Annotated in this window: 26 protein-coding genes; 19 read left to right on the top strand and 7 right to left on the bottom strand. The window is 66.5% G+C overall.

Going from position 1 to position 23,589, the window contains the following annotated elements; all coding sequences use genetic code 11:
• Nucleotides 1-18: 18 nt before the first annotated feature.
• The 5 genes from AC1REM_RS13475 (at nt 19) to AC1REM_RS13455 (ending at nt 4,514) form a co-directional block, all read left to right on the top strand.
• Entirely contained in the window at nt 19-1,113 is a 1,095-nt protein-coding gene (locus AC1REM_RS13475) for an ABC transporter ATP-binding protein (RefSeq protein ID WP_492515064.1), read from the top strand.
• Between the two features lie 55 nt (nt 1,114-1,168).
• The gene (locus AC1REM_RS13470; RefSeq protein WP_492515063.1) at nt 1,169-2,350 is read left to right on the top strand and encodes an extracellular solute-binding protein; all 1,182 of its coding nucleotides are present in this window, start codon (nt 1,169-1,171) and stop codon (nt 2,348-2,350) included.
• 77 nt (nt 2,351-2,427) lie between these two features.
• Nucleotides 2,428-3,255, top strand: a complete 828-nt coding sequence (locus AC1REM_RS13465; RefSeq protein ID WP_492515062.1) for an ABC transporter permease — start codon at nt 2,428-2,430, stop codon at nt 3,253-3,255.
• 7 nt (nt 3,256-3,262) lie between these two features.
• Nucleotides 3,263-4,075: an ABC transporter permease gene (locus AC1REM_RS13460; RefSeq protein ID WP_492515061.1), complete on the top strand. Its 813-nt coding sequence runs from the start codon at nt 3,263-3,265 to the stop codon at nt 4,073-4,075.
• Between the two features lie 70 nt (nt 4,076-4,145).
• Nucleotides 4,146-4,514: an FKBP-type peptidyl-prolyl cis-trans isomerase gene (locus AC1REM_RS13455; protein WP_204937597.1), complete on the top strand. Its 369-nt coding sequence runs from the start codon at nt 4,146-4,148 to the stop codon at nt 4,512-4,514.
• Nucleotides 4,515-4,564: 50 nt separating this feature from the next.
• Here AC1REM_RS13455 and AC1REM_RS13450 read toward each other — a convergent pair whose 3' ends face one another.
• Complete coding sequence (locus tag AC1REM_RS13450) at nt 4,565-5,791, bottom strand: MFS transporter (RefSeq protein WP_492515496.1); 1,227 nt, start codon at nt 5,789-5,791, stop codon at nt 4,565-4,567.
• A 231-nt stretch (nt 5,792-6,022) separates the two neighbouring features.
• Here AC1REM_RS13450 and rpsO point away from each other — a divergent pair, with 231 nt between their 5' ends.
• From rpsO to AC1REM_RS13435, 3 genes are all read left to right on the top strand, one after another.
• A complete protein-coding gene (rpsO, locus tag AC1REM_RS13445) occupies nt 6,023-6,292 on the top strand; it encodes a 30S ribosomal protein S15 (RefSeq protein WP_204937596.1) in 270 nt (89 codons plus the stop codon).
• 138 nt (nt 6,293-6,430) lie between these two features.
• Nucleotides 6,431-7,291 carry a hypothetical protein gene (locus AC1REM_RS13440; RefSeq protein WP_492515060.1) on the top strand — a complete coding sequence of 287 codons (861 nt, stop codon included), beginning with the start codon at nt 6,431-6,433 and terminating at the stop codon, nt 7,289-7,291.
• Nucleotides 7,284-7,628 (top strand): transcriptional regulator, encoded by a 345-nt coding sequence (locus tag AC1REM_RS13435; RefSeq protein WP_492515059.1) that lies wholly within the window; start codon nt 7,284-7,286, stop codon nt 7,626-7,628. The genes AC1REM_RS13440 and AC1REM_RS13435 overlap by 8 nt, the downstream gene beginning before the upstream one ends.
• Here the strand turns inward: AC1REM_RS13435 and AC1REM_RS13430 are convergent.
• Nucleotides 7,625-8,629 carry an isopenicillin N synthase family dioxygenase gene (locus AC1REM_RS13430; RefSeq protein ID WP_492515058.1) on the bottom strand — a complete coding sequence of 335 codons (1,005 nt, stop codon included), beginning with the start codon at nt 8,627-8,629 and terminating at the stop codon, nt 7,625-7,627. The two genes, AC1REM_RS13435 and AC1REM_RS13430, sit on opposite strands and share 4 nt — an antisense overlap.
• A 203-nt stretch (nt 8,630-8,832) precedes the next feature.
• Between AC1REM_RS13430 and efeU the strand changes: the two genes are divergently transcribed.
• The 3 genes from efeU to efeB are packed head-to-tail and all read left to right on the top strand — an operon-like array spanning nt 8,833 to nt 12,298.
• Nucleotides 8,833-9,789: an iron uptake transporter permease EfeU gene (gene efeU / locus AC1REM_RS13425; RefSeq protein ID WP_492515057.1), complete on the top strand. Its 957-nt coding sequence runs from the start codon at nt 8,833-8,835 to the stop codon at nt 9,787-9,789.
• Nucleotides 9,786-11,018, top strand: coding sequence for an iron uptake system protein EfeO (efeO, locus tag AC1REM_RS13420; protein WP_492515056.1), 1,233 nt, complete (start codon nt 9,786-9,788; stop codon nt 11,016-11,018). The genes efeU and efeO overlap by 4 nt, the downstream gene beginning before the upstream one ends.
• The gene (gene efeB / locus AC1REM_RS13415; RefSeq protein WP_492515055.1) at nt 11,015-12,298 is read left to right on the top strand and encodes an iron uptake transporter deferrochelatase/peroxidase subunit; all 1,284 of its coding nucleotides are present in this window, start codon (nt 11,015-11,017) and stop codon (nt 12,296-12,298) included. The genes efeO and efeB overlap by 4 nt, the downstream gene beginning before the upstream one ends.
• A 42-nt stretch (nt 12,299-12,340) precedes the next feature.
• On the opposite strand, the gene AC1REM_RS13410 is transcribed toward efeB, so the two are convergent.
• Nucleotides 12,341-13,453, bottom strand: a complete 1,113-nt coding sequence (locus AC1REM_RS13410; protein ID WP_492515495.1) for an acyltransferase family protein — start codon at nt 13,451-13,453, stop codon at nt 12,341-12,343.
• Nucleotides 13,454-13,608: 155 nt separating this feature from the next.
• Here AC1REM_RS13410 and AC1REM_RS13405 point away from each other — a divergent pair, with 155 nt between their 5' ends.
• Nucleotides 13,609-14,814 (top strand): LLM class flavin-dependent oxidoreductase, encoded by a 1,206-nt coding sequence (locus tag AC1REM_RS13405; RefSeq protein WP_492515494.1) that lies wholly within the window; start codon nt 13,609-13,611, stop codon nt 14,812-14,814.
• 2 nt (nt 14,815-14,816) lie between these two features.
• Entirely contained in the window at nt 14,817-15,461 is a 645-nt protein-coding gene (locus tag AC1REM_RS13400) for an FMN reductase (RefSeq protein ID WP_204937590.1), read from the top strand.
• A gap of 41 nt (nt 15,462-15,502) precedes the next feature.
• On the opposite strand, the gene AC1REM_RS13395 is transcribed toward AC1REM_RS13400, so the two are convergent.
• Nucleotides 15,503-15,682, bottom strand: coding sequence for a DUF5302 domain-containing protein (locus tag AC1REM_RS13395; RefSeq protein WP_204937589.1), 180 nt, complete (start codon nt 15,680-15,682; stop codon nt 15,503-15,505).
• Nucleotides 15,683-15,772: 90 nt separating this feature from the next.
• Here AC1REM_RS13395 and AC1REM_RS13390 point away from each other — a divergent pair, with 90 nt between their 5' ends.
• From AC1REM_RS13390 to AC1REM_RS13365, 6 genes are all read left to right on the top strand, one after another.
• Nucleotides 15,773-16,318, top strand: coding sequence for a phosphotransferase-like protein (locus tag AC1REM_RS13390; RefSeq protein ID WP_492515054.1), 546 nt, complete (start codon nt 15,773-15,775; stop codon nt 16,316-16,318).
• A gap of 163 nt (nt 16,319-16,481) precedes the next feature.
• Nucleotides 16,482-18,752 (top strand): polyribonucleotide nucleotidyltransferase, encoded by a 2,271-nt coding sequence (locus tag AC1REM_RS13385; RefSeq protein WP_492515053.1) that lies wholly within the window; start codon nt 16,482-16,484, stop codon nt 18,750-18,752.
• A gap of 304 nt (nt 18,753-19,056) precedes the next feature.
• Nucleotides 19,057-19,986: an aldo/keto reductase gene (locus AC1REM_RS13380; RefSeq protein WP_492515493.1), complete on the top strand. Its 930-nt coding sequence runs from the start codon at nt 19,057-19,059 to the stop codon at nt 19,984-19,986.
• Between the two features lie 91 nt (nt 19,987-20,077).
• Nucleotides 20,078-20,680 carry a histidine phosphatase family protein gene (locus tag AC1REM_RS13375; protein ID WP_204937586.1) on the top strand — a complete coding sequence of 201 codons (603 nt, stop codon included), beginning with the start codon at nt 20,078-20,080 and terminating at the stop codon, nt 20,678-20,680.
• Nucleotides 20,681-20,720: 40 nt separating this feature from the next.
• Complete coding sequence (gene dapB, locus AC1REM_RS13370; protein ID WP_492515052.1) at nt 20,721-21,464, top strand: 4-hydroxy-tetrahydrodipicolinate reductase; 744 nt, start codon at nt 20,721-20,723, stop codon at nt 21,462-21,464.
• Entirely contained in the window at nt 21,461-21,907 is a 447-nt protein-coding gene (locus tag AC1REM_RS13365) for a hypothetical protein (protein ID WP_492515051.1), read from the top strand. Before dapB ends, AC1REM_RS13365 begins: the two co-directional genes overlap by 4 nt.
• 63 nt (nt 21,908-21,970) lie before the next feature.
• On the opposite strand, the gene AC1REM_RS13360 is transcribed toward AC1REM_RS13365, so the two are convergent.
• The 3 genes from AC1REM_RS13360 to AC1REM_RS13350 form a co-directional block, all read right to left on the bottom strand.
• A complete protein-coding gene (locus AC1REM_RS13360) occupies nt 21,971-22,396 on the bottom strand; it encodes an OsmC family peroxiredoxin (RefSeq protein ID WP_204937583.1) in 426 nt (141 codons plus the stop codon).
• Nucleotides 22,397-22,491: 95 nt separating this feature from the next.
• A complete protein-coding gene (locus AC1REM_RS13355) occupies nt 22,492-23,052 on the bottom strand; it encodes a DUF4395 domain-containing protein (protein WP_492515050.1) in 561 nt (186 codons plus the stop codon).
• Between the two features lie 22 nt (nt 23,053-23,074).
• Complete coding sequence (locus tag AC1REM_RS13350; protein WP_492515049.1) at nt 23,075-23,488, bottom strand: TlpA family protein disulfide reductase; 414 nt, start codon at nt 23,486-23,488, stop codon at nt 23,075-23,077.
• Nucleotides 23,489-23,589 lie beyond the last annotated feature (101 nt).

Genomic DNA, 23,589 nt, shown 5'->3' with positions numbered 1-23,589 from the left:
ATGATCCTGGAGCACACGATGACTGCATCGGCCCCCGCCGCACCCCGCCCGATGGGCGCCGCGCACAGCCTTGACGGCGACCTCGCTTCTCAGCCCGGTGCTGTCGTGCTGGAAGGCGTCACCAAGTCGTTCGGCGAGTTCACTGCCGTGCGCGATCTCGATCTCGCCGTCGCGCCGGGGGAGTTCCTCTCGATGCTCGGGCCCTCCGGGTCCGGCAAGACGACCGTTCTACGCATGATCGCGGGCTTCGAAGACGCGACGAGCGGCAGCATCCGTCTCTCCGGTGCAGATGTGACGCGCACGCCACCGAATGCGCGCCCCGTCAACACCGTCTTCCAGGACTACGCCCTGTTCCCGCACATGACGATCGCCGACAACGTCGGCTACGGGCTGCGGGTGCGCGGCGAGAGCAAGGCTGCGCGGATCGAGCGCGTCGAGACGGCTCTGCGGCAGGTGCGCCTCGACCATGTCGCATCCCGGCTGCCGCACCAGCTCTCCGGCGGGCAGCGCCAGCGCATCGCTCTGGCGCGCGCACTCATCCTGCGCCCGCAGGTCCTGCTGCTCGACGAGCCGCTCGGCGCACTCGACAAGCAGCTGCGCGAGCAGATGCAGATCGAGCTCAAGCAGATTCAGCGCGAAGTCGGCATCACGTTCATCTTCGTCACCCACGACCAGGAGGAAGCGCTCACCCTGAGCGACCGGGTGGCTGTGTTCAACAACGGGCGCATCGAGCAGATCGGCTCGGCCCGCGAGGTGTACGAGTATCCCCAGACGGAGTTCGTCGCAAAGTTCCTCGGGCTCTCCAATCTCATCGAGTCCGACCTGGCCGAGGCGCTCACCGGCGCCCGACAGGTCATGAGCGTGCGCCCGGAGCGCGTGCGTCTGGCCGCACCGGACGCGGCGCTCGCCAACGGCGACGTGGCATTGGCAGGCACGATCGCCGAGCTCGTCTACACGGGGCCGGCGACCCGCTACCTCGTCGAGACGGATGCCGGCGTGCAGATCATCGCCGAGCAGCCGAACGCACACCACCCCTCGGCCGAAGCCGCTTTCGGACGAGGGGATCACGTACGGGTGGTCTGGACCGCGGACCACGCGGCCCTGCTGCCCTGACCGCCCGTCCCTGCGGGCACCACAGCACGACAGACCAGATCACAAAGGAGCGATCATGCGTAAGAAACTACTGATGGGTGCCGCGGCGACCGCCGCGTTCGCGCTCGTCCTCACCGGCTGTGCCGCCGGCGACTCGGGTTCCGGCACCGCCGGGGGACTCCAGATCGACGTCCCCGATGTTCCTGCCCACGAGAAGATGGGCGACTTCGAGAGTGAAGTCAACATCGTCGCCTGGTCGGGCTTCGTCGAGGACGCCTGGACGGAAGCATTCGAGAAGGACACCGGCTGTGTCGTGAACCGTCGCGTCGCCGGAACCAGCGACGAGATGGTGCAGCTCATGCGCACGGGCGACTACGACCTCGTCTCGGCATCCGGTGACGCGAGCCTTCGCCTCATCGCCGGTGGCGATGTGCAGCCGCTCACGCTGGATCTGATCCCGAACTTCGGCGATGACATCGTCGAGGGCATGAAGGGCCAGCTCTACGACACGATCAACGGAAAGTCCTATGGCATCCCGATCGGCCGCGGCGCCAACATCCTGCAGTACAACAGCGAAGTCGTCACCGAGGAGCCCACCAGCTGGGACATCGCCTGGGAGGCCGACAGCCCCTACGCCGGCAAGATCATCGCGTACGACGCACCGATCTACATCGCCGACGCCGCCGTCTACCTGATGGCGCACGAACCCGACCTCGGGATCACCAACCCCTACGCACTCGATGAGAAGCAGCTCGCCGCGGCGGTCGACCTGCTGAAGCAGCAGAACGACATCGTCTCCGAGTACTGGTCCGACCCGGCTGCGCAGATCACGTCGTTCGCGGGCGGCACGACGGTCGCGGGCACCTCCTGGGAGGTGCTGCGCAAGCTCACCGAGAACGAGAAGTTCAAGAGCGTGCTCCCGGAAGAAGGGTCGACAGGATGGTCGGACGCCTGGATGCTGGCAACCGAGTCGAAGAACCCGAACTGCGCCTACGCATGGATGGACTACGCCTCCTCCCCGAAGGTCAACGGCGCGATCGCGATGAACTTCGGCATGGCGCCCGCGAACGCCGCGTTCTGCGACATGAGCGACGAGGCCAAGGCGCACTGTGACTACTACAACGCCACGAACGAGGACTACTTCAAGAAGGTCTGGTTCTGGACGACGCCGATCGAGCAGTGCATCGACGGTCGCACGGATGTGAAGTGCACCAACTTCCAGCAGTGGACCGACGCCTGGGTCACCGTCAAGAACTGACCCGCAGCGGGTGGGCCCTGCCCGGGCCCACCCGCCTCATCCCTCCTCCGACGACGGAACGAACGACAGGACCGCTCATGCAACGGCGCGCACGGATCGCAGGACTCCTCGCCCTGCCCATGGCCTGGCTCATCGGCATCTACATCTTCTCGCTGGTGATGCTGCTGGTCACCGCCTTCTGGGTGACGGACCCGTTCACCTCCAAGGTGAAGCCCGGATTCACCCTGGACAACTTCGCGCAGCTAATCAACAACCCGAGCTACCTCTCGACCGCGCTGCGCACCCTCGGCATCGCGCTCGCGGTCACGCTGCTCAGCATGCTGATCTCGGTGCCGCTGGGCATCTTCATGGCGAAGGTCGCCTCGCCCTGGCTGCGGGGCATCCTTGCGGCATCCATCACCCTTCCTCTCTGGGCGGGCTACCTCGTCAAGGTGCTCGCGATGCGCATCACCTTCACCGAGGACGGCTTCTTCAACGCGGTCGTCGGTCCCTTCGGCGGACACGGCCCCGGCTTCAGCGTCGTCACGGTCGTGATCACTCTCACCTATCTCTGGCTGCCCTACATGGCCGTGCCCGTCTACACCGCCATCCGCCAGCTTCCACCCAACCTCTTCGATGCATCGGCCGACCTGGGGGCGGGCTCCTGGCGCACCATCCGCACGGTCGTCCTTCCGCTCATCAAGCCCGCGATCATCGCCGGTTCGGTGTTCACCTTCTCGCTGAGTCTCGGCGACTACCTCGTGGCCAAATTCGTAGGCGGATCGACGCAGATGATCGGAAGCATCATCGCCTCAAACATCAACCTGAACCCGCCGCTCGCGGCCGCCTTCTCGCTCGTGCCGATCGTGTTCGTGGTCATCTACCTGGTGGGCGTGCAGCGCACCGGCGCTCTGGAAAGGATGTGAGATCCCGATGCTGAGACTCTCCCTCGCCTCGAAGATCGTGCTCGGCGCGATCGTCGCCGTGATCCTCGCGTTCATGTACGTGCCGCTCATGCTCGTCGTGCTGAACTCCTTCAACGCTGCGCGCATCGTGAGCTGGCCGGTGGCGGAGTTCTCGCTGGAGTGGTGGGGCAAGGCGTTCACGAGCCAGCCCATCAAGGATGCGATCCTGAACTCGCTGCTCGTGGCGGCGGGGGCCACCCTGATCGCTCTGATTCTGGGAACCCTGGTCGCCTTCGCGCTGCAGCGCTACTCGTTCTTCGGGCAGCGCGCGGTCAACCTGCTCGTCGTGCTGCCGATCGCTCTTCCCGGCATCGTGACCGGCGTTGCGCTGAACAACACCTACAACCAGATCCTCGAGCCGATCGGGATCAACGTCGGGTTCTTCGGCATGATCATCGCGCACGGCACGTTCTGCATCGTGATGGTGTTCAACAACGTGCTGGCGCGACTGCGGCGTCTGAATCCCGGCATCGAAGAGGCGTCGAAGGATCTCGGCGCGACACCGTGGCAGACCTTCCGGCTCGTCACCTTCCCGCAGTTCCGCAGCGCCTTCATCGCCGGTGGCATCCTGGCCTTCGCACTCAGCTTCGACGAGGTGTACGTGACGATCTTCACGGCACCGCCTGGCGTCGACACGCTGCCGCTGTGGATCATGAACCAGATGGCGCGGCCGAACGAGGCCAACGTCGTCAACGTCGTCGCCACGGTCGTCATCCTCGCGTCGTTCATCCCGGTGTGGGTGTCGCAGCGACTGTCGCGCGACGTCACCGAACGGGACTGACTCTGAGTGTTCGCTCTCGGCAGGTGCGGTGGCGTTGACCGGGGGAGCGGGATCGCGGTTGGATGGATGTATGACTGATCGCACCAAGCCTGAATTCGACGCTCCCACCGGACCCGCTCCCACAGAGCTCGTGATCCGCGACATCATCGTCGGCACCGGCGATGAGGCAAAGCCCGGCGACACCGTGACCGTGCACTATGCCGGTGTCGAGTTCGAGTCCGGCGAGGAGTTCGACTCTTCGTGGGGCCGTGGCGAGACCATCCAGTTCCCGCTGCGCGGCCTGATCCAGGGTTGGCAGGAGGGCATCCCCGGCATGAAGACCGGCGGACGCCGTGAGCTGGTCATCCCTCCGCACCTGGCCTACGGCCCGGCCGGCGGCGGGCACTTCCTCTCCGGCAAGACCCTCATCTTCATCATCGACCTGGTCGCCGTCGGCTGACCTGACGTCACTTGTGAACCCCGTCCCTGCAAGGGGCGGGGTTCGCTGCTTCAAGCGCTCGGGTTCTCGGCGTCGTAGGTACGGAAGCCGGGTGTCAGGCGCGCGATCCAGGTCGCGATCACGATGACGAGGATTCCACCGAGCAGCGGGGGGAACCAGAGGGCCCCTACGGTGGCCAGCGCCCCGACGTAGAGCGCGCCTAGGCGTGGTCCGCCGGCGACGACGACGACGAAGATCCCCTGCAACCGCCCGCGCATGGTGTCGGGAACGGCGGCCTGCATCATGGTCATGCGGAAGATGGACGAGATGTTGTCGGTCGCTCCGGAGAGCGCGAGGGCGACGCATGCGGCGATCAGCAGGGGAACGTTGGGGGACTGCTCCGTCGTGCCGGGGAGGAAGGCGCCCCCGAGCAGTACGACGCCGAACAGCGCGATCGCGCCGCCGTAGGCCTGCACAGCGCGTTCGATGCCGCGCCCGTGCCAGCGGTAGTGCACGATGCGCCCCGAGAACAGACTGGACAGGAAGGTGCCCGCCGCGACCGATGCGGTGAGCAGACCCGTGGTCAACGCGCCGCCGCCGAGGAGAACGGTACCCAGCGCGGGGAAGAGGGCGAGCGGGTTGCCGAAGGTCATCGCGGTGATGTCGAGCAGGTACTGCGTGCGGATGTTCACCGATCTCCGGAGGAAGTGCCAGCCGTCCACGAGCGACGCGAGACCGGGCCGTACGACAGCGCCTTCGGGGAGGAGCTTCGGCAGCGTCCAGAGCCCGAGGAACATCGAGAGCATCAGGAGCACATCGATCGTGTAGGTCCAGCCGAACCCGGTGAGCGCGACCAGCAGCCCCGCGAGCGCGGGGCCGACCATGACGCTCATCCCCATGGAGACGCCGTTGAGGGCGGATGCGGCAGCGAGCAGGTCTCTCGGAATGAGGCGCGGCACGATCGCGGTGCGCGTGGCGAGCCCGACGGAGCTGGCCGCCGCATTCACCATGCTGAGCCCGTAGAGCCACCAGATCGTCTCCGCGCCCGTCCACGTGAGGGCGGCGAGCATGGCGGTTGAGGCGAAGCTGACGGTCGCCGCGATCAGGGCGACCCGGCGACGGTCGAAGGCGTCGGCGAGCATCCCGCCGTACAGGCCGGCGAGGATCATCGGCGCGAGGCCTGCGACAGCGATCATCGCGACGGCGAAGGTGCTCGCCGTCAGCTCGAAGACATGGAGCATCACGGTGACGATCGTGAGCTGTCCGCCGAGGCCGCTCAGTGTCGAGCCGATCCACATGCGGGCGAAGGCGGGGCTCTCGCGAAGAGGGCGCAGGTCGATCAGATGACCGCGTCGGGAAGGTGGCACTCATCGAGGCTACCCCTGGGGCGAAGGCCTGGCGTCGCGGTGGTTCTCCGCGGGGCTGCCGCCTGGTAGACTCTTCAGGTTGCCGTTTGATCGGCCGCGGATAAAGAGAGCTCGCACATTCGGTGACGGGCGCCGCGCAGTTAGAGAAAGGGGATCCCATTCATGGCACTTGAGAACGACGTCAAGAAGGCGATCATCGAAGAGTACGCGACGCACCCCGGTGACACCGGATCCCCCGAGGTGCAGGTTGCGATGCTGACGCAGCGCATCAAGGACCTCACTGAGCACCTGAAGGACCACAAGCACGACCACCACTCGCGTCGTGGTCTGTTCCTGATGGTCGGTCAGCGCCGCCGTCTGCTCGGCTACCTCCAGGCTGTCGACATCGAGCGTTACCGCTCGCTGATCGAGCGCCTCGGCCTTCGCCGCTGAGCAACCCAGCGTTCAATCGCACTTCTTCCGAAGGCCGCCCCACGGTGTGGGGCGGCCTTCGTCGTTCCTCTTGTGGTGCGTTCCCGCTTTCCTGTAGGAAAGAAAGAGGAGTTTCCTCAAGGAAAGTGAGCGAAGGACGTGGAACAGAAGCCGATCGCGGGCGCGCCCCCTCTGGATCCGCCGTCGGCTGACCTGGCTCGCCAGTACCTGGACGAGGCCGATGCCGTCGCCCACCGCCGAGAGGCGCACCTGGATCGGCGAGGGATGGCGGTGTTGCGTCTCTGGGAGACGATCGTGCTGGCGGTCTACCTGACCGTGTTCATGTTCGCGTTCGGAGCCGCTGGTGGAAGCACGCCGGTCATGCTGCTGTTCGTCGCGTTCTTCCCCTGGATCCAGTTCTGCGCTGAACTGCGTGCCAGTTTCGGATTCCAGGCGCGCGGGGCGCGCGACGTGCGTCGCTACGCGTGGTGGGCGGCGATCGTCATCGCCGCTTTCCTGCTGGCGCTGGTTCTGCAGATGGTGTGGGGCGCGCTTCCGCTGTGGATGCGTCTGGTTCCGGGACTCCTCTGCCTGCTCCTCCTCGGGCCTGCGGCGATCAGGGAGGTTCGGCAGAGCACACGAGCAGAGCCACGGGAGCCGGTGGCCATGCCGCGATCTGCTCGGTTCGCGACGATCGCGCTGGGACTGCTGCTCGCGTCCACCGTGGGGATCATCGCGCTGGGCGATGTTCTCGCCGCCGTGATCTGGGCGCTTCTCCCGATGCTCGCCGTGCTCACGTGGGCCATCGGCCGGCAGGTCAGCGCCCGACTGCCGGAGCTCGGTGCGCTGTGGCGCTGGCCGCAGTGGACGAGCTACGGCATCTCGTCCCTTCTCATCATCGTGTTCATCCTGCTGCGGGTGCACGGTGTGCAGGTGGACACAGGGGTGGCGATCGCGGGGGCGGCACTGATCGTTCTGCTCTTCACGGGATCGGCATTTCTGCGGGGCCGGGATGTCTGATCGTCCGGTCGCGGGCGGGCGCCAGCATCCGCGTCTCCTGCTGGACGACAACTTCGCGTCGCCGCTTCGCTTCTCACTGATGGCCTCGCTCGGCGAGGATCTCGAACTCGAGTTCGGCACGCTCGCGGAGATCCTCCAGGCGAACGACTCGGCGCTCAGCAAAGCGATCTCTCACCTGCACGAGGCCGGGTACGTCTTCGCGCACCGGGGCATGGTGAACGGGCGACTGCGCACCCAGGTGCGGGGAACCGCGGTGGGGCGATCTGCCTTCGCGGGGCATTTGCGCGCGCTGCAGGAGATCGTCGACCTCGGGCGCCCCGAGCGTCGCGTCGACTAGACCGAGGCCGTCACGAGATCCGGGTGGTGGATCGCGGCGACATCCGGGTGCGCCCGCAGCCGCGATTTCAGCGCGTTCTCCCCGTAGAGCGCGTGGATCGGGTTGCTCGGGTCGGCGGTGACGCCGCGGGCTTCGGCGGCGAGCTCCGGCGGAAGATCGATGAGGGGGAGACGCTTGTCGAGCGCGGGGTTGAAGAAGAACGGCACGGAGATGCGCTCCTCCGGCGCCTGAGGTGAGATCACACGATGGTTGGTGGCCTTGAGGTAGCCGCCCGTGGCGTACTCGAGCAGCTCGCCGATGTTCACGACGAAGGCGCCGTCCACGGGCGGAGCATCCACCCACTGTCCGTCGCGCTCGACCTGCAGCCCGCCCTTGCCCGGCTCGACCCAGAGCAGCGTCAGAACCCCGGAGTCCTTGTGTGCGCCGACCCCCTGCTGCGGCGCGGGCTCGTGCGATCCGGGGTAGCGGACGATCTTGATGAGGGTCGAAGGCTCTCCGAAGTTCTCGTCGAAGTAGTTCTCCGGTGCTCCGAGCGTCACTGCCCACGCGCGCAGCAACGTGCGGGACACCTCGCTGAGATGCGCATGCCACTCCGCCACCACCTCGCGCAGCTCGGGCTGCGCCGCCGGCCACAGGTTGGGTCCGATGAGTCGGTGGAAGGCGGGTCCGCCCGCGACCGCGTCGTGCTCCGGACCGATGTCGATCTGCTCGCGCCAGTCGACCTCGCCCTGAGTGCGCTCGCCGCCGATGCGCGTGTAGCCGCGGAAGTGCGGGCTGCGGACGTTCTCAACCGAGAGCTTCTCCTCCAGGGGCAGGGCGAAGAAGTCGAGCGCGGCCTGGTGCAGGCGGCTCTCGAGTTCGGCGGTCACCCCCGTGCCGGTGAGATAGAAGAAGCCGACATCATGTGTCGCAGCGCGGAGATCGGCGCGGAAACGTGCCGCGGCCTCGGGCCCCGCTGAGAGCTGGGACAGGTCGAGGATGGGGAGGGAGAGGGCCGTCATGGTCAGAGCGTAGGTCGGGGGCGGTGGGAAAGTCACGGTCTGTTGCGGACGATGACCGGATGCTTTCACACGCCGTCATGTCGTTTCGTGATGCCGTCGCAGGTGATACCCTCAATTCCGGCTTGGTAAGGAATGGCTTACCTCACTTCGGTTGATCCTCGGTCGCTCAGGCGCCGTGATCCCTCAGCAGAATCGTCACCCTCGTGCTCGCAACCTTCCTCATCGGCCTTCGTGAAGGTCTCGAAGCCGCGCTTGTCGTCGGCATCCTCGTGGCCTATCTGCGTCGCCTCGGTCGCCGGGACGCACTGCCGCGGCTCTGGGCGGGTGTTGCCCTCGCGATCACATTGGCACTCGGAATCGGTGCGATCCTCACGTTCGGCGCCTACTCGCTGACGTTCGAGGCGCAGGAGCTCATCGGCGGACTGCTGTCGCTGCTCGCGGTCGGCATGGTCACGTGGATGATCTTCTGGATGCAGAAGGCCGGCCGCACGATGAAGGCCACCCTTGAAGGCGGGCTCGATCGGGCGCTCACGCACGGCGGGCTCTGGGCGCTCATCGCGATCGGCTTCGTCTCGGTCGCTCGTGAGGGCATCGAGACCACGCTGCTGCTCTGGTCGATGGTGCAGTCCTTCGGAGACGCGCCGACGGCGCTGCTCGGCGCTCTTCTCGGTCTCGGCGTCGCCGTGGTCGTGGGCTGGCTGATCGCGCGAGGAGCCGTGCGTCTTGACCTGCGTCGCTTCTTCACCTGGACGAGCGGCTTCCTCGTGATCGTTGCGGCCGGGGTGCTCGCCTACGCGGTCATGGATCTCCAGGAGGCCGGCGTGCTTCCCGGCCCGTTCACCGAGGCCGCACCTGTCGACGCCGTCACAGGCGCCGTGCTCGTCGGCTGGATGGCGTTCCCGTTCGGGTGGGCATTCGACGTCACGTCGGTGCTCGCCCCCGACGGCGTGTGGGCGACCCTGCTTCAGGGCACGGTCGGCTTCATGCCGCGGATGACGTGGCTTCAGGTCGCGGCCTGGGCACTCTACCTCGCCATCGTCGGCGTGTTCTTCGTGCGTGGACTCCGTCTCCGGCGTCCGCGTTCTTCTGCTCCGACGGCACCCCCTGCGGGGGATGCCGCTGGCGCAGCATCCGTTCTCTCTCAGCAAGGAGCAGCATGAACACCTCCCGCCGGATTCTCACCGTCGCCGCCGCCACAGCGGCCGCCGCGCTCGCGCTGAGCGGCTGCGTCGCCAAAGCGGATGCTGCTGCGGGCGCTGCCTTCGCGGTGTCATCGAGCGATTCTGAGTGCGCCGTGTCGGCAACCACAGCGAAGAGCGGCACGCTCACATTCGAGGTGAAGAACTCCGGTGCCCAGACGACGGAGTTCTACCTGCTGGCAGAAGACGGCCTCCGCATCGTCGGCGAGGTCGAGAACATCGCGCCCGCCGCCTCCCGCACTCTCACGGTCGTCGCGCAGCCCGGCGAGTACTTCACGCTGTGCAAGCCCGGCATGATCGGCGACGGCGTGGGCAAGGCGGCGTTCACGGTCACCGGTGAGCGCGTCGAGGTCGGGGGTGCGGACGCGGAGCAGAAGCAGAACGCCGTCGACCTGTACGCGGCATTCGTGAAAGACCAGGTCGGACAGCTCGTCCCCGCAGTCGAAGAGCTCGTGACGGCCTACCAGGCCGGCGATGATGAGACCGCCCGCACGCTGTTCCCGCTGACCAGGGCGTACTACGAGCGCATCGAGCCGGTGGCTGAGGCACTCGGCACGCTCGACCCCCGCATCGACTACCGCGAGGTCGACGCGGTCGCCGAGGGACTCGAATGGACAGGCTTCCACCGCCTGGAGAAAGACCTCTGGGTGCCGGCACAGGATGCCCTCAACGCCGATGGTGAGACGCCTGCCTGGCACAACTGGGCACCGTCGACCGTGGCGGAGCGCGCGGACTACGGGGACCTGCTGCTCGCCGATGTGCAGGAGCTGTACGACTACGTCCACTCGACAGACTTCACCGACGCCCTGGCAGACCAGGGCATCGGCGGCATCTCGAACGGCGCGATCGCGCTGCTCGACGAGGTCGCGACCGGCAAGATCACGGGTGAGGAGGACTGGTGGTCGGGCACTGACCTCTACGACTTCGCGGCCAACGTCGAAGGCTCCAAGATGGCGTTCTCGCTGGTTCAGGACTTCGCCGCGTCGAAGGGCGACGGCGGTGAGGCACTCGTGACCGAGATCGAGGCCGGGTACGGTGCGCTTTCCGACGCACTGGCCGCGCATGGTTCGCTGGCTGACGGTTTCGTCGGCTACTCGAAGCTCACCGACGTGAACAAGCGCGAGTTCACCGACCTCATCAACGCGCTCGCAGAGCCGCTCTCGCAGCTGACGGGCACAATTCTCGAATGACCGAAGAGAACGAGCCGACGCCCGCCGACGCCGCGCCCCGGGGTGGGTTGAGCCGACGCGGTCTGCTCGGCCTCGCCGTCGGCGGCGGGGTGGCCGGGCTCGTCGCCGGTGTGGGCGGCGGGCTCGCTGCCGGCGTGGCGACCGGACGTGAACGTGCGCTCGCCGACGCTCACCCGGTGCATTCGTTCTTCGGTACCCACCAGGCGGGCGTGACCACGCCCGTCCAGGAGCACCTGCACTTCGCCGCCTTCGACATGATGCCGCGCACGAATCGCGACGATCTGATCTCGCTCCTACAGGATTGGACGTACGCTGCGGCGCGTATGACACAGGGGCTCGAGGTCAGCGCGCGCGGTGCGGTCGGGGGAGACCCTGAGTCGCCGCCGGATGACACGGGAGAGGCGCTCGGACTTCCGGCATCCGCCCTGACCGTGACCGTGGGGCTCGGCCCGTCGCTCTTCGATGCTGACCCCGATCGCTACGGCATCGCGGACCGGCGACCGCGGGTGCTCGAGCGCCTTCCGGCGTTCCTCGGCGACGATCTCGACCCGCAGCAGTCCAACGGCGACCTGTGCGTGCAGGTGTGCGCCGACGACCCGCAGGTCGCTGTGCACGCGATCCGCAACCTGAGCCGCATCGCCTTCGGTCGTGCGCGTCTTCGGTGGTCGCAGCTCGGCTTCGGCAAGACGTCGCGTACGACCGCCGATCAGGCGACACCCCGCAACCTCTTCGGCTACAAGGACGGCACCGCGAACATCCTGGCGGACGAGAAGGCAGGTCTCGCCGAGCACGTCTGGGTGGGGGAATCCGATGAGCCGGCCTGGATGGCGGGAGGCTCGTACCTCGTCGCGCGCAAGATCGCGATGCTGATCGAGACGTGGGACCGTGTGCGCCTCGCCGAGCAGAACGACATCATCGGTCGCGACAAGGCCGAGGGCGCGCCGCTGTCGGGCGGGGGCGAGTTCGCCGCACCCGACTTCTCCACCGGGGCGATCCCGCAGAACGCGCATGTGCGCCTTGCGCATCCCTCCCACAACGAGGGCATCCGGATCCTGCGACGCGGATTCAACTACGTCAACGGCAACAATGCCCTCGGACGCCTGGATGCAGGGCTCTTCTTCCTGTCGTACCAGCGCGATCCGGCGCAGTTCGTGACGCTGCAGCGCCGCCTGTCGACCGATGTGCTCAACGAGTACATCCGTCATGTCGGCTCGGGCCTGTGGGCCGTGCCCGGCGGTGTCGCGCAGGGATCATTCATCGGGGCGGCGCTGTTCGACTGAGCGCATTCCCACGGGCGTTCGATGGGGGCGACGCAGGCCTCACTACTCGGGGCGTCGAGACCCGGTCGGATCATTGCGGCGGCGCTCTTTCGCCGCGAGTGCCGGGTCCGCGAACAACCATGCCGGACGCGGTTCGACGAGGGGGCGGAAGACGCGGCGCACCGGTGAGGTGGCGAGAGCGAGGGCGATCGCGACGGAGAGCGCCGTGACGAGTGGCAGCCAGAGCCAGGTCGGATCGAGTCCGCGAAGGGCCCCCGATTCGCGGAACGGGTACAGCACGAAGGAGTGCAGCAGGTAGACGTACATCGTGTACTGGCCGAAGCGTGTCCACCAGTGCGTGCCGCGCGGGACGAGTGCGAAGAACGCCACGCTGAGCAGAAGCGCCACGACGATGAGGATGATCCGCACGCCGCCCGCCCACCACTGGGTGCCCCCGAGATCGATGTACGCGGAATCGTAGAAGAGCCAGTGGCGCAGGTCGATGGACTCCCAGAGCGGCAACCAGTTCCATGCCGCCCACCCTGTCGCGCCGAGCGCGACGACGGCGCCGGTGCGCAGCCACCACGGGCGGGATTCCAGCAGTCGCAGTCTCGTCACGATGTCGCGATCACGCGCCCACCAGCCGAGGGTGAAGAAGAACAGCAATCCCAGAGTGCGCGACAGAGAGAAGGTGCTGTCGACGTTGGGAAGGTAGCCGACTCCGACCGAGATGAGCCCTGCCCACAGCAGCGGCCAGCGCAGCAGTGCGATGTAGGGCAGTGCGAGACGGAAGATGCCCAGTGCGAGGAGGAACCAGAGCGTCCATGACGGTTGGGTGAGGTTCGGGTCTGCCTGTCCTTCGACGAGCCACTGGGTGAGGCTCCAGAGGAGCTCGAAGATCACGTACGGGACGAGGATGTCGGTGATGACGCGAGCCATCTGCGTCTTCGTCGGGGTGCCGGCCTTGGAGAAGTAGCCCGAGATGAGCGCGAAGGCGGGCATGTGGAACGCGTAGATCGTTAGGTAGAGCGCGAGCGCGATGTCTGAGTCGTACGTCATGCGCTGCACGGCATGCCCGAGGACGACCAGTGTGATGCAGGCGAATCGGGCGTTGTCCCAGAACGGCACGCGACGCTTCGGGCGGGCGGATGCGGGCGCCGCGGTCGCGGGGCTCACAGGCGGTTCTGACGTGCTCACAGATTCAGCGTACGGGGCGGGAATAATGTTGCCCTGACTGCGTTCCATCAATTACATTCATTTGCATAGAACTGGATGCCGAGGCATCCGTGAGTGGAGCACACACAATGAGCGAGATCACAGAAACCGCAGGCATGCAGTTCGGCATCATGACGGTCAGCGACATCACGCAGGACCCGACGACCGGCATCACTCCGAGCGAGCGGGAGCGCATCCAGGCGACCGTCACGATCGCGAAGCACGCTGAAGAAGTCGGCCTCGACGTGATGGCCATCGGTGAGCACCACAACCCGCCCTTCTGGTCGTCGAGCCCCACCACGACGCTCGCCTACATCGCCGCGCAGACCGAGCGCATCATCCTCTCGACCTCGACCACGCTCATCACCACGAACGACCCGGTCAAGATCGCCGAAGACTACGCGATGCTGCAGCACCTCGCCGAGGGGCGCACCGACCTCATGCTCGGCCGTGGAAACACGGGGCCGGTGTACCCCTGGTTCGGTCAGGACATCCGTCAGGGCCTGCCTCTCGCAATCGAGAACTACGCTCTGCTGCGTCAGCTGTGGGACAACGATGTGGTCGACTGGGAAGGCAAATTCCGCACTCCGCTGCAGGGCTTCACCTCGACTCCGCGCCCGCTCGACGGGGTGTCGCCCTTCGTCTGGCACGGATCCATTCGCACCCCCGAGATCGCGGAGCAGGCCGCCTACTACGGCGACGGCTTCTTCGCGAACAACATCTTCTGGCCCAAGGAGCACTACCAGCGCCTGATCGAGCTGTATCGTCAGCGCTACGCGCACTACGGTCACGGCACGCCTGAGCAGGCGATCGTCGGCATCGGCGGGCAGGTCTTCATGGCCGCCAAATCTCAGGACGCCGTCAACGCCTTCCGTCCCTACTTCGACAACGCCCCCGTCTACGGTCACGGCCCGTCGATGGAGGACTTCTCTGAGATGACTCCGCTCACGGTCGGCTCTCCGCAGCAGGTCATCGACCGTTACGCCGGCATGCGCGACTTCTACGGCGACTTCCAGCGTCAGCTGTTCCTCGTCGACCACGCAGGTCTGCCGCTCAAGACGGTGCTCGAGCAGCTCGACATCCTGGGTGGCGAGGTCGTTCCGGTGCTCCGCAAGGAGCTGGCGAAGAATCGTCCGGCCACTGTTCCGGATGCTCCGACCCACGCCGCGCGCGTGCACGCCGTGTACGGAGACGGCCCGGCCCGCGAAGCCCGTCCCGGCATGAACCGCGGCGACAACCTCACCGTCGGTGGCCCGTACCAGGACACGCCGGCCCGTGGGGGCTCCGCATTCGGCGCCGCAGCGACCCGACAGGAGGCCTGATCATGAGCACACGTCGTATCGCCGTGGTCTCGGCGGGGCTTTCCAACCCCTCCTCGACGCGGATGCTCGCTGACCGCCTCACGGCGAGCACGGTCGGTGCTCTCGCTGAACGTGAGATCCAGGCATCGGTGGATGTGATCGAACTGCGCGACCTCGCGCACGACATCATGAATAATCTGCTGACCGGGTTCGCGCCGGCAGCCCTGGAGGCCGCGATCAACACCGTCGTCTCGGCGGATGCTCTGATCGTCGTGACTCCGATCTTCTCGACCAGTTACTCCGGTCTGTTCAAGTCGTTCATCGACGTGCTCGACCCGGACGCGCTCACCGGCAAGCCGGTGCTGATCGGGGCCAACGCAGGAACCGCGCGACACTCGCTCGCGATCGACTATGCGATTCGTCCCCTCTTCACGTACCTGCATGCGGAGCCCGTCTCGACGGGCGTCTTCGCCGCGTCGAGCGACTGGGGTGCGAGTGCCGACGAGGTAGCCCCGCTCGGGTCACGCGTCGATCGCGGCGCACGTGAGCTGGCCGAGGCGATCGCGCGCAAGGAGACGGTCGCGGATCTCGACCCGTTCGACCCTGCCAACTACCTCGGCGAAGGCCGTTCTTTCGGCCACCTGCTCGGAGGTCTTGCAGGGGAGTGACAAAGAAGGAGGGCCGGCCCACAGGGCCGGCCCTCTTGCGGTCATCCGCTCTTGCGTCGGAACTCGCGCCGCGTCTGCGGTGCGGCAGCGCCGTGAACGGCGGAGTCACCATCGAGGTGAGCTTCGCCGGTGCGGTGCTGCGCGTTCTTCTTCTCGAGCGCTTCCTTGAACTTTCGCTTCATCTCCTCCGTAGAGGAGGCAGCGCCTTCTTCGGTGCTCATGCCCGTCAGCCTAAGGCACATGCGCGCCTCCCGGGTGATGATTCCCTGGCATCGTCCCCTTCTTCGCCGGAGGAGGGTTAGGCTCCCGTCATGACGCCCGCGCTGCCTCCGCTCATCGTGATCAACTCCGCATCCAGCGCCGGGGGAACGACGGTGGCGAGACTGCTGCAGAAGGACCTGCCCGATGTGCGCCTGCTGCTCGGCGTCGACGCCTTCATCGACGCCCTTCCTGACTGGACGGCACGCGGTGACGTCGGGCTGCACTTCGGTGCGGACGGTGAAGTCACCGTGGACGCGACCTACCGCGAGCGAGAAGACACCTGGTATCGCGCGCTCGCGGCGCTCGCCGCCTCCGGGCAGGCGCTCATCCTCGATGAGGTGCTGCTCGATGGAGGAAAGGGCCAGGAGCGTCTGCGCGCGCTGTTCGCGGAGACCGACACGTTCTGGGTGGGTGTGCGCTGCGACGCCGAAGTGGCCGAAGCGCGCGAGGCAAAGCGTCCTGATCGCATCGTCGGCATGGCGAGAGACCAGGCCGAGCGCGTTCACGAGGGGGTCGTGTACGAGGTCGTCGTCGATGGGGCTCAGCCTCCGCAGGAGAGCGTTGACACGATCCTCGACGCACTCGGCGTGTTCTGACCCGCGTCATCGCGGTGAGTGCCAGCATCCGCCCTCTGCTCGCCTGGGTGCCGACTGATAGGCTCTTCACGGTCGACGTCTGTCGACTGCACAACTTCATATCGACTCTGGACCCTCGCGCGTCACACGGACTCGCGAGGCTAAACAAAGAAGGAGAGACCTCTTGGAAGGTCCTGAAATCACTGCCACTGAGGCCGTTCTCGACAACGGTCGCTTCGGCACCCGCACCATCCGCTTCGAGACCGGTCGCCTTGCACAGCAGGCGCAGGGCGCAGTTGCCGCCTACCTCGATGAGGAGACCATGCTCCTGTCTGCGACGAGTGCGAGCAAGCACCCGCGCGAGGGCTTCGACTTTTTCCCGCTGACCGTCGACGTCGAAGAGCGTTCGTACGCGGCCGGCAAGATCCCCGGTTCGTTCTTCCGTCGTGAGGGTCGTCCCTCGACCGAGGCGATCCTCGTCTGCCGTCTGATCGACCGTCCGCTGCGTCCGTCGTTCGTCGACGGACTGCGCAACGAGGTTCAGATCGTCGTCACGGTGCTCTCGATCGCGCCGGGCGAGTTCTACGACGCGCTCGCGATCAACGCCGCGTCCGCTTCGACGCAGATCTCGGGTCTGCCGTTCTCCGGCCCGATCGCCGGTGTGCGTCTCGCGTTCATCCCCGGTCACGGCGAGCACTCCGACCAGTGGGTCGCTTTCCCGAACGCCGAGCAGGTCGAGCAGGCCGTCTTCGACCTGATGGTCGCGGGTCGTGTCGTCACCGCTGCTGACGGCAGCGAAGACGTCGCGATCATGATGGTCGAGGCCGAGGCCACCGAGGGCAGCTGGAACCTGATCAAGGCGGGCGCCACCAAGCCCAACGAGGACATCGTGGCCGCAGGCCTCGAGGCCTCGAAGCCCTTCATCGCGCAGCTCGTCAAGGCACAGGCCGAGCTCGCTGCCACGGCCTCGAAGGAGCCGGGTGTCTACCCGGTCTTCCTGCCGTACAGCGACGAGACCTTCACCTTCGTCTCGGAGCGCGCGCTTGCAGAACTCACCGAGGTCTACAAGATCGCCGACAAGCAGGAGCGTCAGAACGCTGACGACGCGATCAAGGATCGCGTCAAGGCCGAGCTGATCGAAGCGACCGAGGCTGGCACGCTGCCCGCCGCGGCTCCGCTTGAGTTCGCTGCCGCGTACAAGTCGGTCACCAAGAAGATCGTCCGCGGACGCATTCTCACCAACGGTGAGCGCATCGACGGCCGTGGGCTGGCAGACATCCGTCCGCTCGACGCAGAGGTGCAGGTCATCCCGCGCGTGCACGGTTCGGCGATCTTCCAGCGCGGCGAGACCCAGATCATGGGTGTCACCACGCTGAACATGCTCAAGATGGAGCAGCAGATCGACTCGCTGTCGCCCACGACGAGCAAGCGCTACATGCACCACTACAACTTCCCGCCCTACTCGACTGGTGAGACCGGTCGCGTCGGTTCGCCGAAGCGTCGCGAGATCGGGCACGGCTTCCTGGCCGAGCGCGCACTCGTGCCGGTGCTGCCGAGCCGCGAGGAGTTCCCCTACGCGATCCGTCAGGTCTCCGAGGCGCTGAGCTCGAACGGCTCGACCTCGATGGGCTCGGTCTGCGCATCGACCCTGTCGCTGCTCAACGCCGGTGTGCCGCTGCGCGCCGCCGTTGCCGGTATCGCCATGGGCCTGGTGTCCGACGAGGTCGACGGCGAGACGCGTTACGCGGCTCTGACCGACATTCTCGGTGCGGAAGACGCTCTCGGCGACATGGACTTCAAGGTCGCGGGTACCTCCGAGTTCATCACGGCGATCCAGCTCGACACGAAGCTCGACGGCATCCCGTCGTCGGTGCTCGCCGGCGCGCTGACCCAGGCTCGTGAGGCTCGCCTCACGATCCTCAACGTGCTGAACGCGGCGATCGATGCTCCTGACGAGATGGCGCCGACTGCTCCTCGCGTCATCAGCGTGCAGATCCCGGTCGACAAGATCGGTGAGCTCATCGGCCCCAAGGGCAAGACGATCAACGCGATCCAGGATGAGACCGGCGCACAGATCTCGATCGAGGAAGACGGCACTGTCTACATCGGCGCGACCGATGGCCCCTCGGCTGAGGCCGCCCGTGCGCAGGTCAACGCCATCGCCAACCCGACCAACCCCGAGGTCGGCGAGCAGTTCCTGGGAACGGTCGTCAAGATCGCGACCTTCGGTGCGTTCGTCTCGCTGCTTCCGGGCAAGGACGGTCTGCTGCACGTCACCGAGGTGCGCAAGCTCGCCGGTGGCAAGCGCGTGGAGAACGTCGAAGACGTGCTCGGCGTCGGCCAGAAGATCCTGGTGCGCATCACCAAGATCGATGACCGGGGCAAGCTCTCGCTCGAGCCGGTCGTCGAGGAGGCTCCGGCCGCTGCTGAAGCCGCCGAATCCACCGAAGACTAAGGTCTGACTCAAGCTGGCCCTGCCGCCTCCTCCGGGAGGCGGCAGGGCCAGCTTTCTTTGTAATGCAACTGTTATCAGAAGTTTTCCATCTGTGCACCAGAATGCCGCGCCTCGGGGGAGTTCTCTAATACCCTCGAAGTACGCACCGGGGGGTGCGCGTATTGCGGTACGAAGCAATGCAAACGGGGGTGAGATTTTGCGCTTCTTCGGAACAGGCACATCAGCCGGTGAAGAGCGGGCAGAATCCGCGGAGACCGGGGCGCAGTCGCATCCGTCGGCCCCTATCCCCGTCGTCGGGCCCGGCATCGGCGAATGCATCCGCGTGACCTTGGGTGAAACCGGTATCAGCACTTTCCCGCTCATTCTCGGCGGTGCTGAATTCGGTTGGAACACTGACCGCGCAATGAGCAGCAGCATTCTCGATCGCTACATCGAGTTCGGTGGCAACGCCATTCACACGGCCGACGGATTCGGAGCGGGGCGCAGCGAATACATCATCGGACAGTGGTTGAAAGAGCGCGGTCTGCGCGATTCCATCGTGCTGGGCACGCGTGTGGGCTCTCACCCCGACAATCCCGGTCTCGGTTCGGTGAACCTCGTTCGATCCGTTGAGGCGTCGTTGATGAGATTGGGAACAGAGCGAATCGATGTTCTCTACCTCGACGGCACGCTCGATGAGAGCAGCAACCTCGAAGACGTTCTGGCGACTGGCGAGTGGCTGGTCGAGACGGGCAAGGTCGGTGTTCTCGGTGCATTCCACTGGAGCGCCGAGCGGCTGGTCGAAGCGCGCATCCTCTCCGCCGCGGGGTATCCCCGGATCGAAGTCATCGATGAGCCCTACAACCTGCTCCGTCGTTCTGCTTTCGAGGGTGACCTTCGTCTCGTCGCGGGTGCACAGGGGCTTGCAGTGACGCCGTCGCACGCGCTCGAGCACGGATTCCTGTCGGGGCGCCACCGTTCGAAGGCCGCCGCGCTGCATGGAGTGCGCGGATCTCAGCTGCGTGGAAACATCAACCGCCGCGGCATCAAGGTGCTGCGTGCGCTTGATGCCGTCGCGCAGGAGCTCTCCGTTCCCGTCGCCGCGGCGGCGATCGCGTGGCTTCTCGCACAGCGCACGATCAGCGCCCCCATCGTCAATGCCTTCGCCGTCGATCAGGTCGATGAACTCATGCAGGGCGCCGGTGTGGCACTCAGCCGCACCCAGTTGACCGAGCTGTCGCGCGCGGCTAGCTGAGGTCATACACAGGCACCTTCGCAGTGTCCGAGGGGTGACGTAGGGTGGAGAACAGCACCGGCGAGAATCGCCGGCGACGAAGCGAGCGGTTGTGACGCACTACATCTATCTGGTCAGACACGGAGAACATCAGGATGCCGAGCACGGTCTCGCCGACGGCCCGCTCTCGGCCCGTGGCCGGCGACAGGCCGAGCTGATCGCAGACCGCCTCTCCGGCCTTCCGCTGGACGCGGTCTGGCATTCGCCGCTTCTGCGAGCCAACGAGACCGCCCGCGCGATTGCGGAGCGCATCCCCGCGGTAGAGATGCAGGCATCCGCGTTGCTCTTCGACTGCGTCCCGACGGGAATGACAGAAGAGACTCCCGCCGCCTTCGAGCCATTCTTCGGTGCGGTCACGGAGGCTGAGATCGAGGCTGGGCGTGCGCAGATGGCCGACGCGGTCAGCGAGTTCCTCGTCCGCAAACCGGGTGATGTGCATGAGGTGCTCATCACTCACAACTTCGTGATCTCCTGGTTCCTGCGCGAGGTGCTCGAAGCCCCCGACTGGCGCTGGATGACGATCAACCAGGCGCACTGTGGTCTGTCTGTCATCGCCCAGAAGCCGGGGCGTCCGTGGACCCTCGTCTCGCACAACGATCTCGGACACCTGCCGTTCGAGTTGCGCACGGGTATGCCCGATCCGCTCACCGTCTGACCGCGCAGACACCCGAGCCCCGCTCAATAGACTGGAGCACATGAGCACGCGTGTAGCCCTGGTGGGCGCGACCGGCAAGCTGGGAACCATCATCCGGGCGGTGATCGACGAACTCGACGGCTTCGAGGTGGCAGAGGTGCTCACATCACAGAGCGATCTCAGCTCCATCGACGGGTGTGACCTCGTCGTCGACGCGTCGACACCAGCCGTGAGCATGATGGTGATCCGTGCGGCGGCAGAGCGCGGTATCAACGTGCTCGTCGGCACGTCCGGGTGGTCGGCCGAGCGCATCGCGCAGGTGCGCGCGACCGTGGATGCTGCCGGAATCGGTGTGGTCTTCATCCCGAACTTCTCACTGGGTTCGGTCATCGGTTCGGCGCTCGCAGCGCTGGCGGCGCCGTTCTTCGATTCGATCGAGATCGTCGAGGCTCATCAGCACACCAAGATCGATTCGCCCAGTGGCACCGCGGTGCGCACGGCTGAGCTTGTCGCTGCAGCGCGAGACGCACAGGGGCCGGTCAACGCACCCCACGTCGATCAGCGTGCGCGTGGTCAGCAGATCGCAAGCGTCCCGATCCACTCGCTGCGCCGTCCCGGCGTCATCGCCAAGCAGGATGTCATCCTGTCGGGCGGTGGCGAGTCGCTCACGATCACGCACGACACGGTGCAGCCCGCGGCAGCGTACGCCCCTGGCATCCGTCTTGCTCTGCCCTTCGCACGTGATGCGCGCGGGGTCGTGGTCGGTCTCGAGAACATCATCGATCTCGGCCTCTCTGCCTCATGATCTCGCGCATCAGCGTCGGCGTCATGGCCCTGGGCCTGCTGCTCTACATCGTGCTCGTCGCGCAGCGCGCCTACATCATGCTCACCTCGGGTACGCCGGTCGGAATCATCCTCGGCATCGGTCTCGTCGTCCTGCCGCTGATCGGAACCTGGGCACTCGTGCGCGAGTTCCAGTTCGGTGTGGCCGCGTCGCGGCTGATCAAGCGTCTTGAATCCGAGGGGCTCATCCCGGATGATGACGTCGCGCTCACCCCCAGCGGTCGTGTCGCGCGTGAGGCGGCACCCGCGCTGATCGCGCGCTACGAGCAGGACGCGGTCACGGACAGCACCTCGTGGCGCGCGGCGCTGCGACTCGCGATCGTCCAGGATGCGGCAGGGCAGCGCAAGGATGCCCGCGCCAGCGTGCGCTCCGCCATCCGCCTTGCTCACGACGCGGGGGAGTGACCCCGATCTCACAGACAGAAGGCGGCGTCCCAGGGGACGCCGCCTTCTGTCTGTGAACTGTGCTCAGGCGAGCGTCGCCTCGAGGGTGATCTCGATTCCGGCGAGGGCCTGCGAGACGGGGCATCCGACCTTGGCGCCCTCGGCGAGCTGCTGGAAGGTCTCGGCGTCGAGTCCGGGAACGGTCGCGTTGACGTTCAGGTGGCTTCCGGTGATGCCGGTGCCGGGCTTGAAGGTGACGGACGCCGTGGTGTTGACGCGCTCAGCGGGAGTGCCGTTGCCGGCGAGTGCGTGGGAGAGCGCCATGCTGAAGCACGAGGCGTGCGCAGCGGCGAGCATCTCTTCCGGGGTCGTGGTCGTGTCAGCGCCTTCGGCGCGGGACTTCCAGTCGAGGGGGAACGTGCCGAGGTGCGACGACGAGAATGCGACTGAACCCGACCCCTCGATCAGGCTTCCGGTCCAGGTGGCGGCGGCTTCGCTGGTAACAGGCATGGCTTCTCCTCAGAGGTCAGACGTGAAGTCGATGTTCCGCAAGCCTAGCGAGCGATGAGCGGAACGGCGATGGATCTGCCTTCTCAGGGGAGCGTTCAGGCGTGTCGCGCGCGGCCGATCACTCCGACGCGCTGCAGAAGGAGATAGATCTGGCAGCCGAGGCAGAAGCCGAACACCGCGTTGAGGAAGGCGGCGACGAAGGCGGCGCCCGTCGCGATCGTCAGCGCCCAGGGCACGCCGAGCAGGTGCAGAATGAGGCCGATCCCGACCACGAAGAGGCCGACCCCCTGAGCGAATCGCGGAGGGCGGGGGTCTTCGAGGTCGGCGGGCGGCGAGAGCCGAGGACGCACGAGTGTGCGGAAGAGGACGCTCCACGGGTGCGTCGACGGGGACAGAATTCCCCAGAGGAACAGTGCTGCCACGACGACGGTGAGCAGGAATCCGGGGTCGAGTGCGCGCCGGGCCAAGACAGCTTCGAAAGAGGGGGTGAACGTCGCGTCCGCGAGCGGCTGATAGGCGACCCAGCCGAACGTCTGTGCGGCGGTCGAGGCGCCGGTGAGGGCGAACACGGTCGCGACCAGCAGAAGCACGGCGGTGATCGACGCTGCGAAACGCGGACCGCGCGGGTCGATGCCGGGAGGCGAGGGAGTGGTCATGGCTGCTCCGATTCGGGAAGGATCAGACGGCCGCGAGGGCGTCGGTGAACTCGCCACGGTGCGGGACGCCACCGAAGCGGGCCCGGATACGGCCGTCGCCGTCGACCAGCAGCGTCGTCGGCGTCTGCAGGACGCGATAGCGCGTTGCGAGGTCTGGTCGGTGGGTGAGATCGATGTCGACGTGCGAGACGTCCGGATGCTGCGCCGCGATCTCGGTGAGCGACCTGCGCACCTGGGGGCAGCGGGCGCAGAACTCGGTGCCGAACTGCACGATCGTGACGCGGTCGCCGCGCTCATGCGCGGCGAGATCGGCGACATCCATCTGCTCGTGGTCGACCACGCGCATCCGCCCCTGCCGTGCTCGCCAGAGCAGGCCGATCGCCGTGGCGGCGACGAGAAGCGCGCCGGCGACGAGAAGAGCGGTGGTGACGGGCATGCACCGAGAGTACGCGCGCCGCCTGTGTCCGAGGCCGCGTGTTGCGAACCATGACGGCAGGAACTCGCCGCCCCGATCCGCGTGGTGGCGGGTAGGGTTTT

The sequence above is a fragment of the Microbacterium sp. GW823-FHT02G05 genome, from assembly GCF_058797175.1.
This window is presented reverse-complemented; position numbering and strand designations above follow the sequence as displayed.

Bases quoted from the DNA above. Each gene is read 5' to 3' on its own strand.
- AC1REM_RS13360 (WP_204937583.1), bottom strand. From the start codon at position 22,396: ATGCCTGTTACCAGCGAAGCCGCCGCCACCTGGACCGGAAGCCTGATC.
- AC1REM_RS13365 (WP_492515051.1), top strand. From the start codon at position 21,461: ATGATCTCGCGCATCAGCGTCGGCGTCATGGCCCTGGGCCTGCTGCTC.
- AC1REM_RS13355 (WP_492515050.1), bottom strand. From the start codon at position 23,052: ATGACCACTCCCTCGCCTCCCGGCATCGACCCGCGCGGTCCGCGTTTC.
- dapB (WP_492515052.1), top strand. From the start codon at position 20,721: ATGAGCACGCGTGTAGCCCTGGTGGGCGCGACCGGCAAGCTGGGAACC.
- AC1REM_RS13450 (WP_492515496.1), bottom strand. From the start codon at position 5,791: ATGTGGATCGGCTCGACACTGAGCGGCCTCGGCGGACAGCTCACGATC.
- AC1REM_RS13475 (WP_492515064.1), top strand. From the start codon at position 19: ATGACTGCATCGGCCCCCGCCGCACCCCGCCCGATGGGCGCCGCGCAC.
- AC1REM_RS13350 (WP_492515049.1), bottom strand. From the start codon at position 23,488: ATGCCCGTCACCACCGCTCTTCTCGTCGCCGGCGCGCTTCTCGTCGCC.
- AC1REM_RS13465 (WP_492515062.1), top strand. From the start codon at position 2,428: ATGCAACGGCGCGCACGGATCGCAGGACTCCTCGCCCTGCCCATGGCC.
- AC1REM_RS13455 (WP_204937597.1), top strand. From the start codon at position 4,146: ATGACTGATCGCACCAAGCCTGAATTCGACGCTCCCACCGGACCCGCT.
- AC1REM_RS13435 (WP_492515059.1), top strand. From the start codon at position 7,284: ATGTCTGATCGTCCGGTCGCGGGCGGGCGCCAGCATCCGCGTCTCCTG.
- AC1REM_RS13395 (WP_204937589.1), bottom strand. From the start codon at position 15,682: ATGAGCACCGAAGAAGGCGCTGCCTCCTCTACGGAGGAGATGAAGCGA.
- rpsO (WP_204937596.1), top strand. From the start codon at position 6,023: ATGGCACTTGAGAACGACGTCAAGAAGGCGATCATCGAAGAGTACGCG.
- AC1REM_RS13390 (WP_492515054.1), top strand. From the start codon at position 15,773: ATGACGCCCGCGCTGCCTCCGCTCATCGTGATCAACTCCGCATCCAGC.
- AC1REM_RS13430 (WP_492515058.1), bottom strand. From the start codon at position 8,629: ATGACGGCCCTCTCCCTCCCCATCCTCGACCTGTCCCAGCTCTCAGCG.
- efeB (WP_492515055.1), top strand. From the start codon at position 11,015: ATGACCGAAGAGAACGAGCCGACGCCCGCCGACGCCGCGCCCCGGGGT.
- AC1REM_RS13400 (WP_204937590.1), top strand. From the start codon at position 14,817: ATGAGCACACGTCGTATCGCCGTGGTCTCGGCGGGGCTTTCCAACCCC.
- AC1REM_RS13470 (WP_492515063.1), top strand. From the start codon at position 1,169: ATGCGTAAGAAACTACTGATGGGTGCCGCGGCGACCGCCGCGTTCGCG.
- AC1REM_RS13405 (WP_492515494.1), top strand. From the start codon at position 13,609: ATGCAGTTCGGCATCATGACGGTCAGCGACATCACGCAGGACCCGACG.
- efeO (WP_492515056.1), top strand. From the start codon at position 9,786: ATGAACACCTCCCGCCGGATTCTCACCGTCGCCGCCGCCACAGCGGCC.
- AC1REM_RS13460 (WP_492515061.1), top strand. From the start codon at position 3,263: ATGCTGAGACTCTCCCTCGCCTCGAAGATCGTGCTCGGCGCGATCGTC.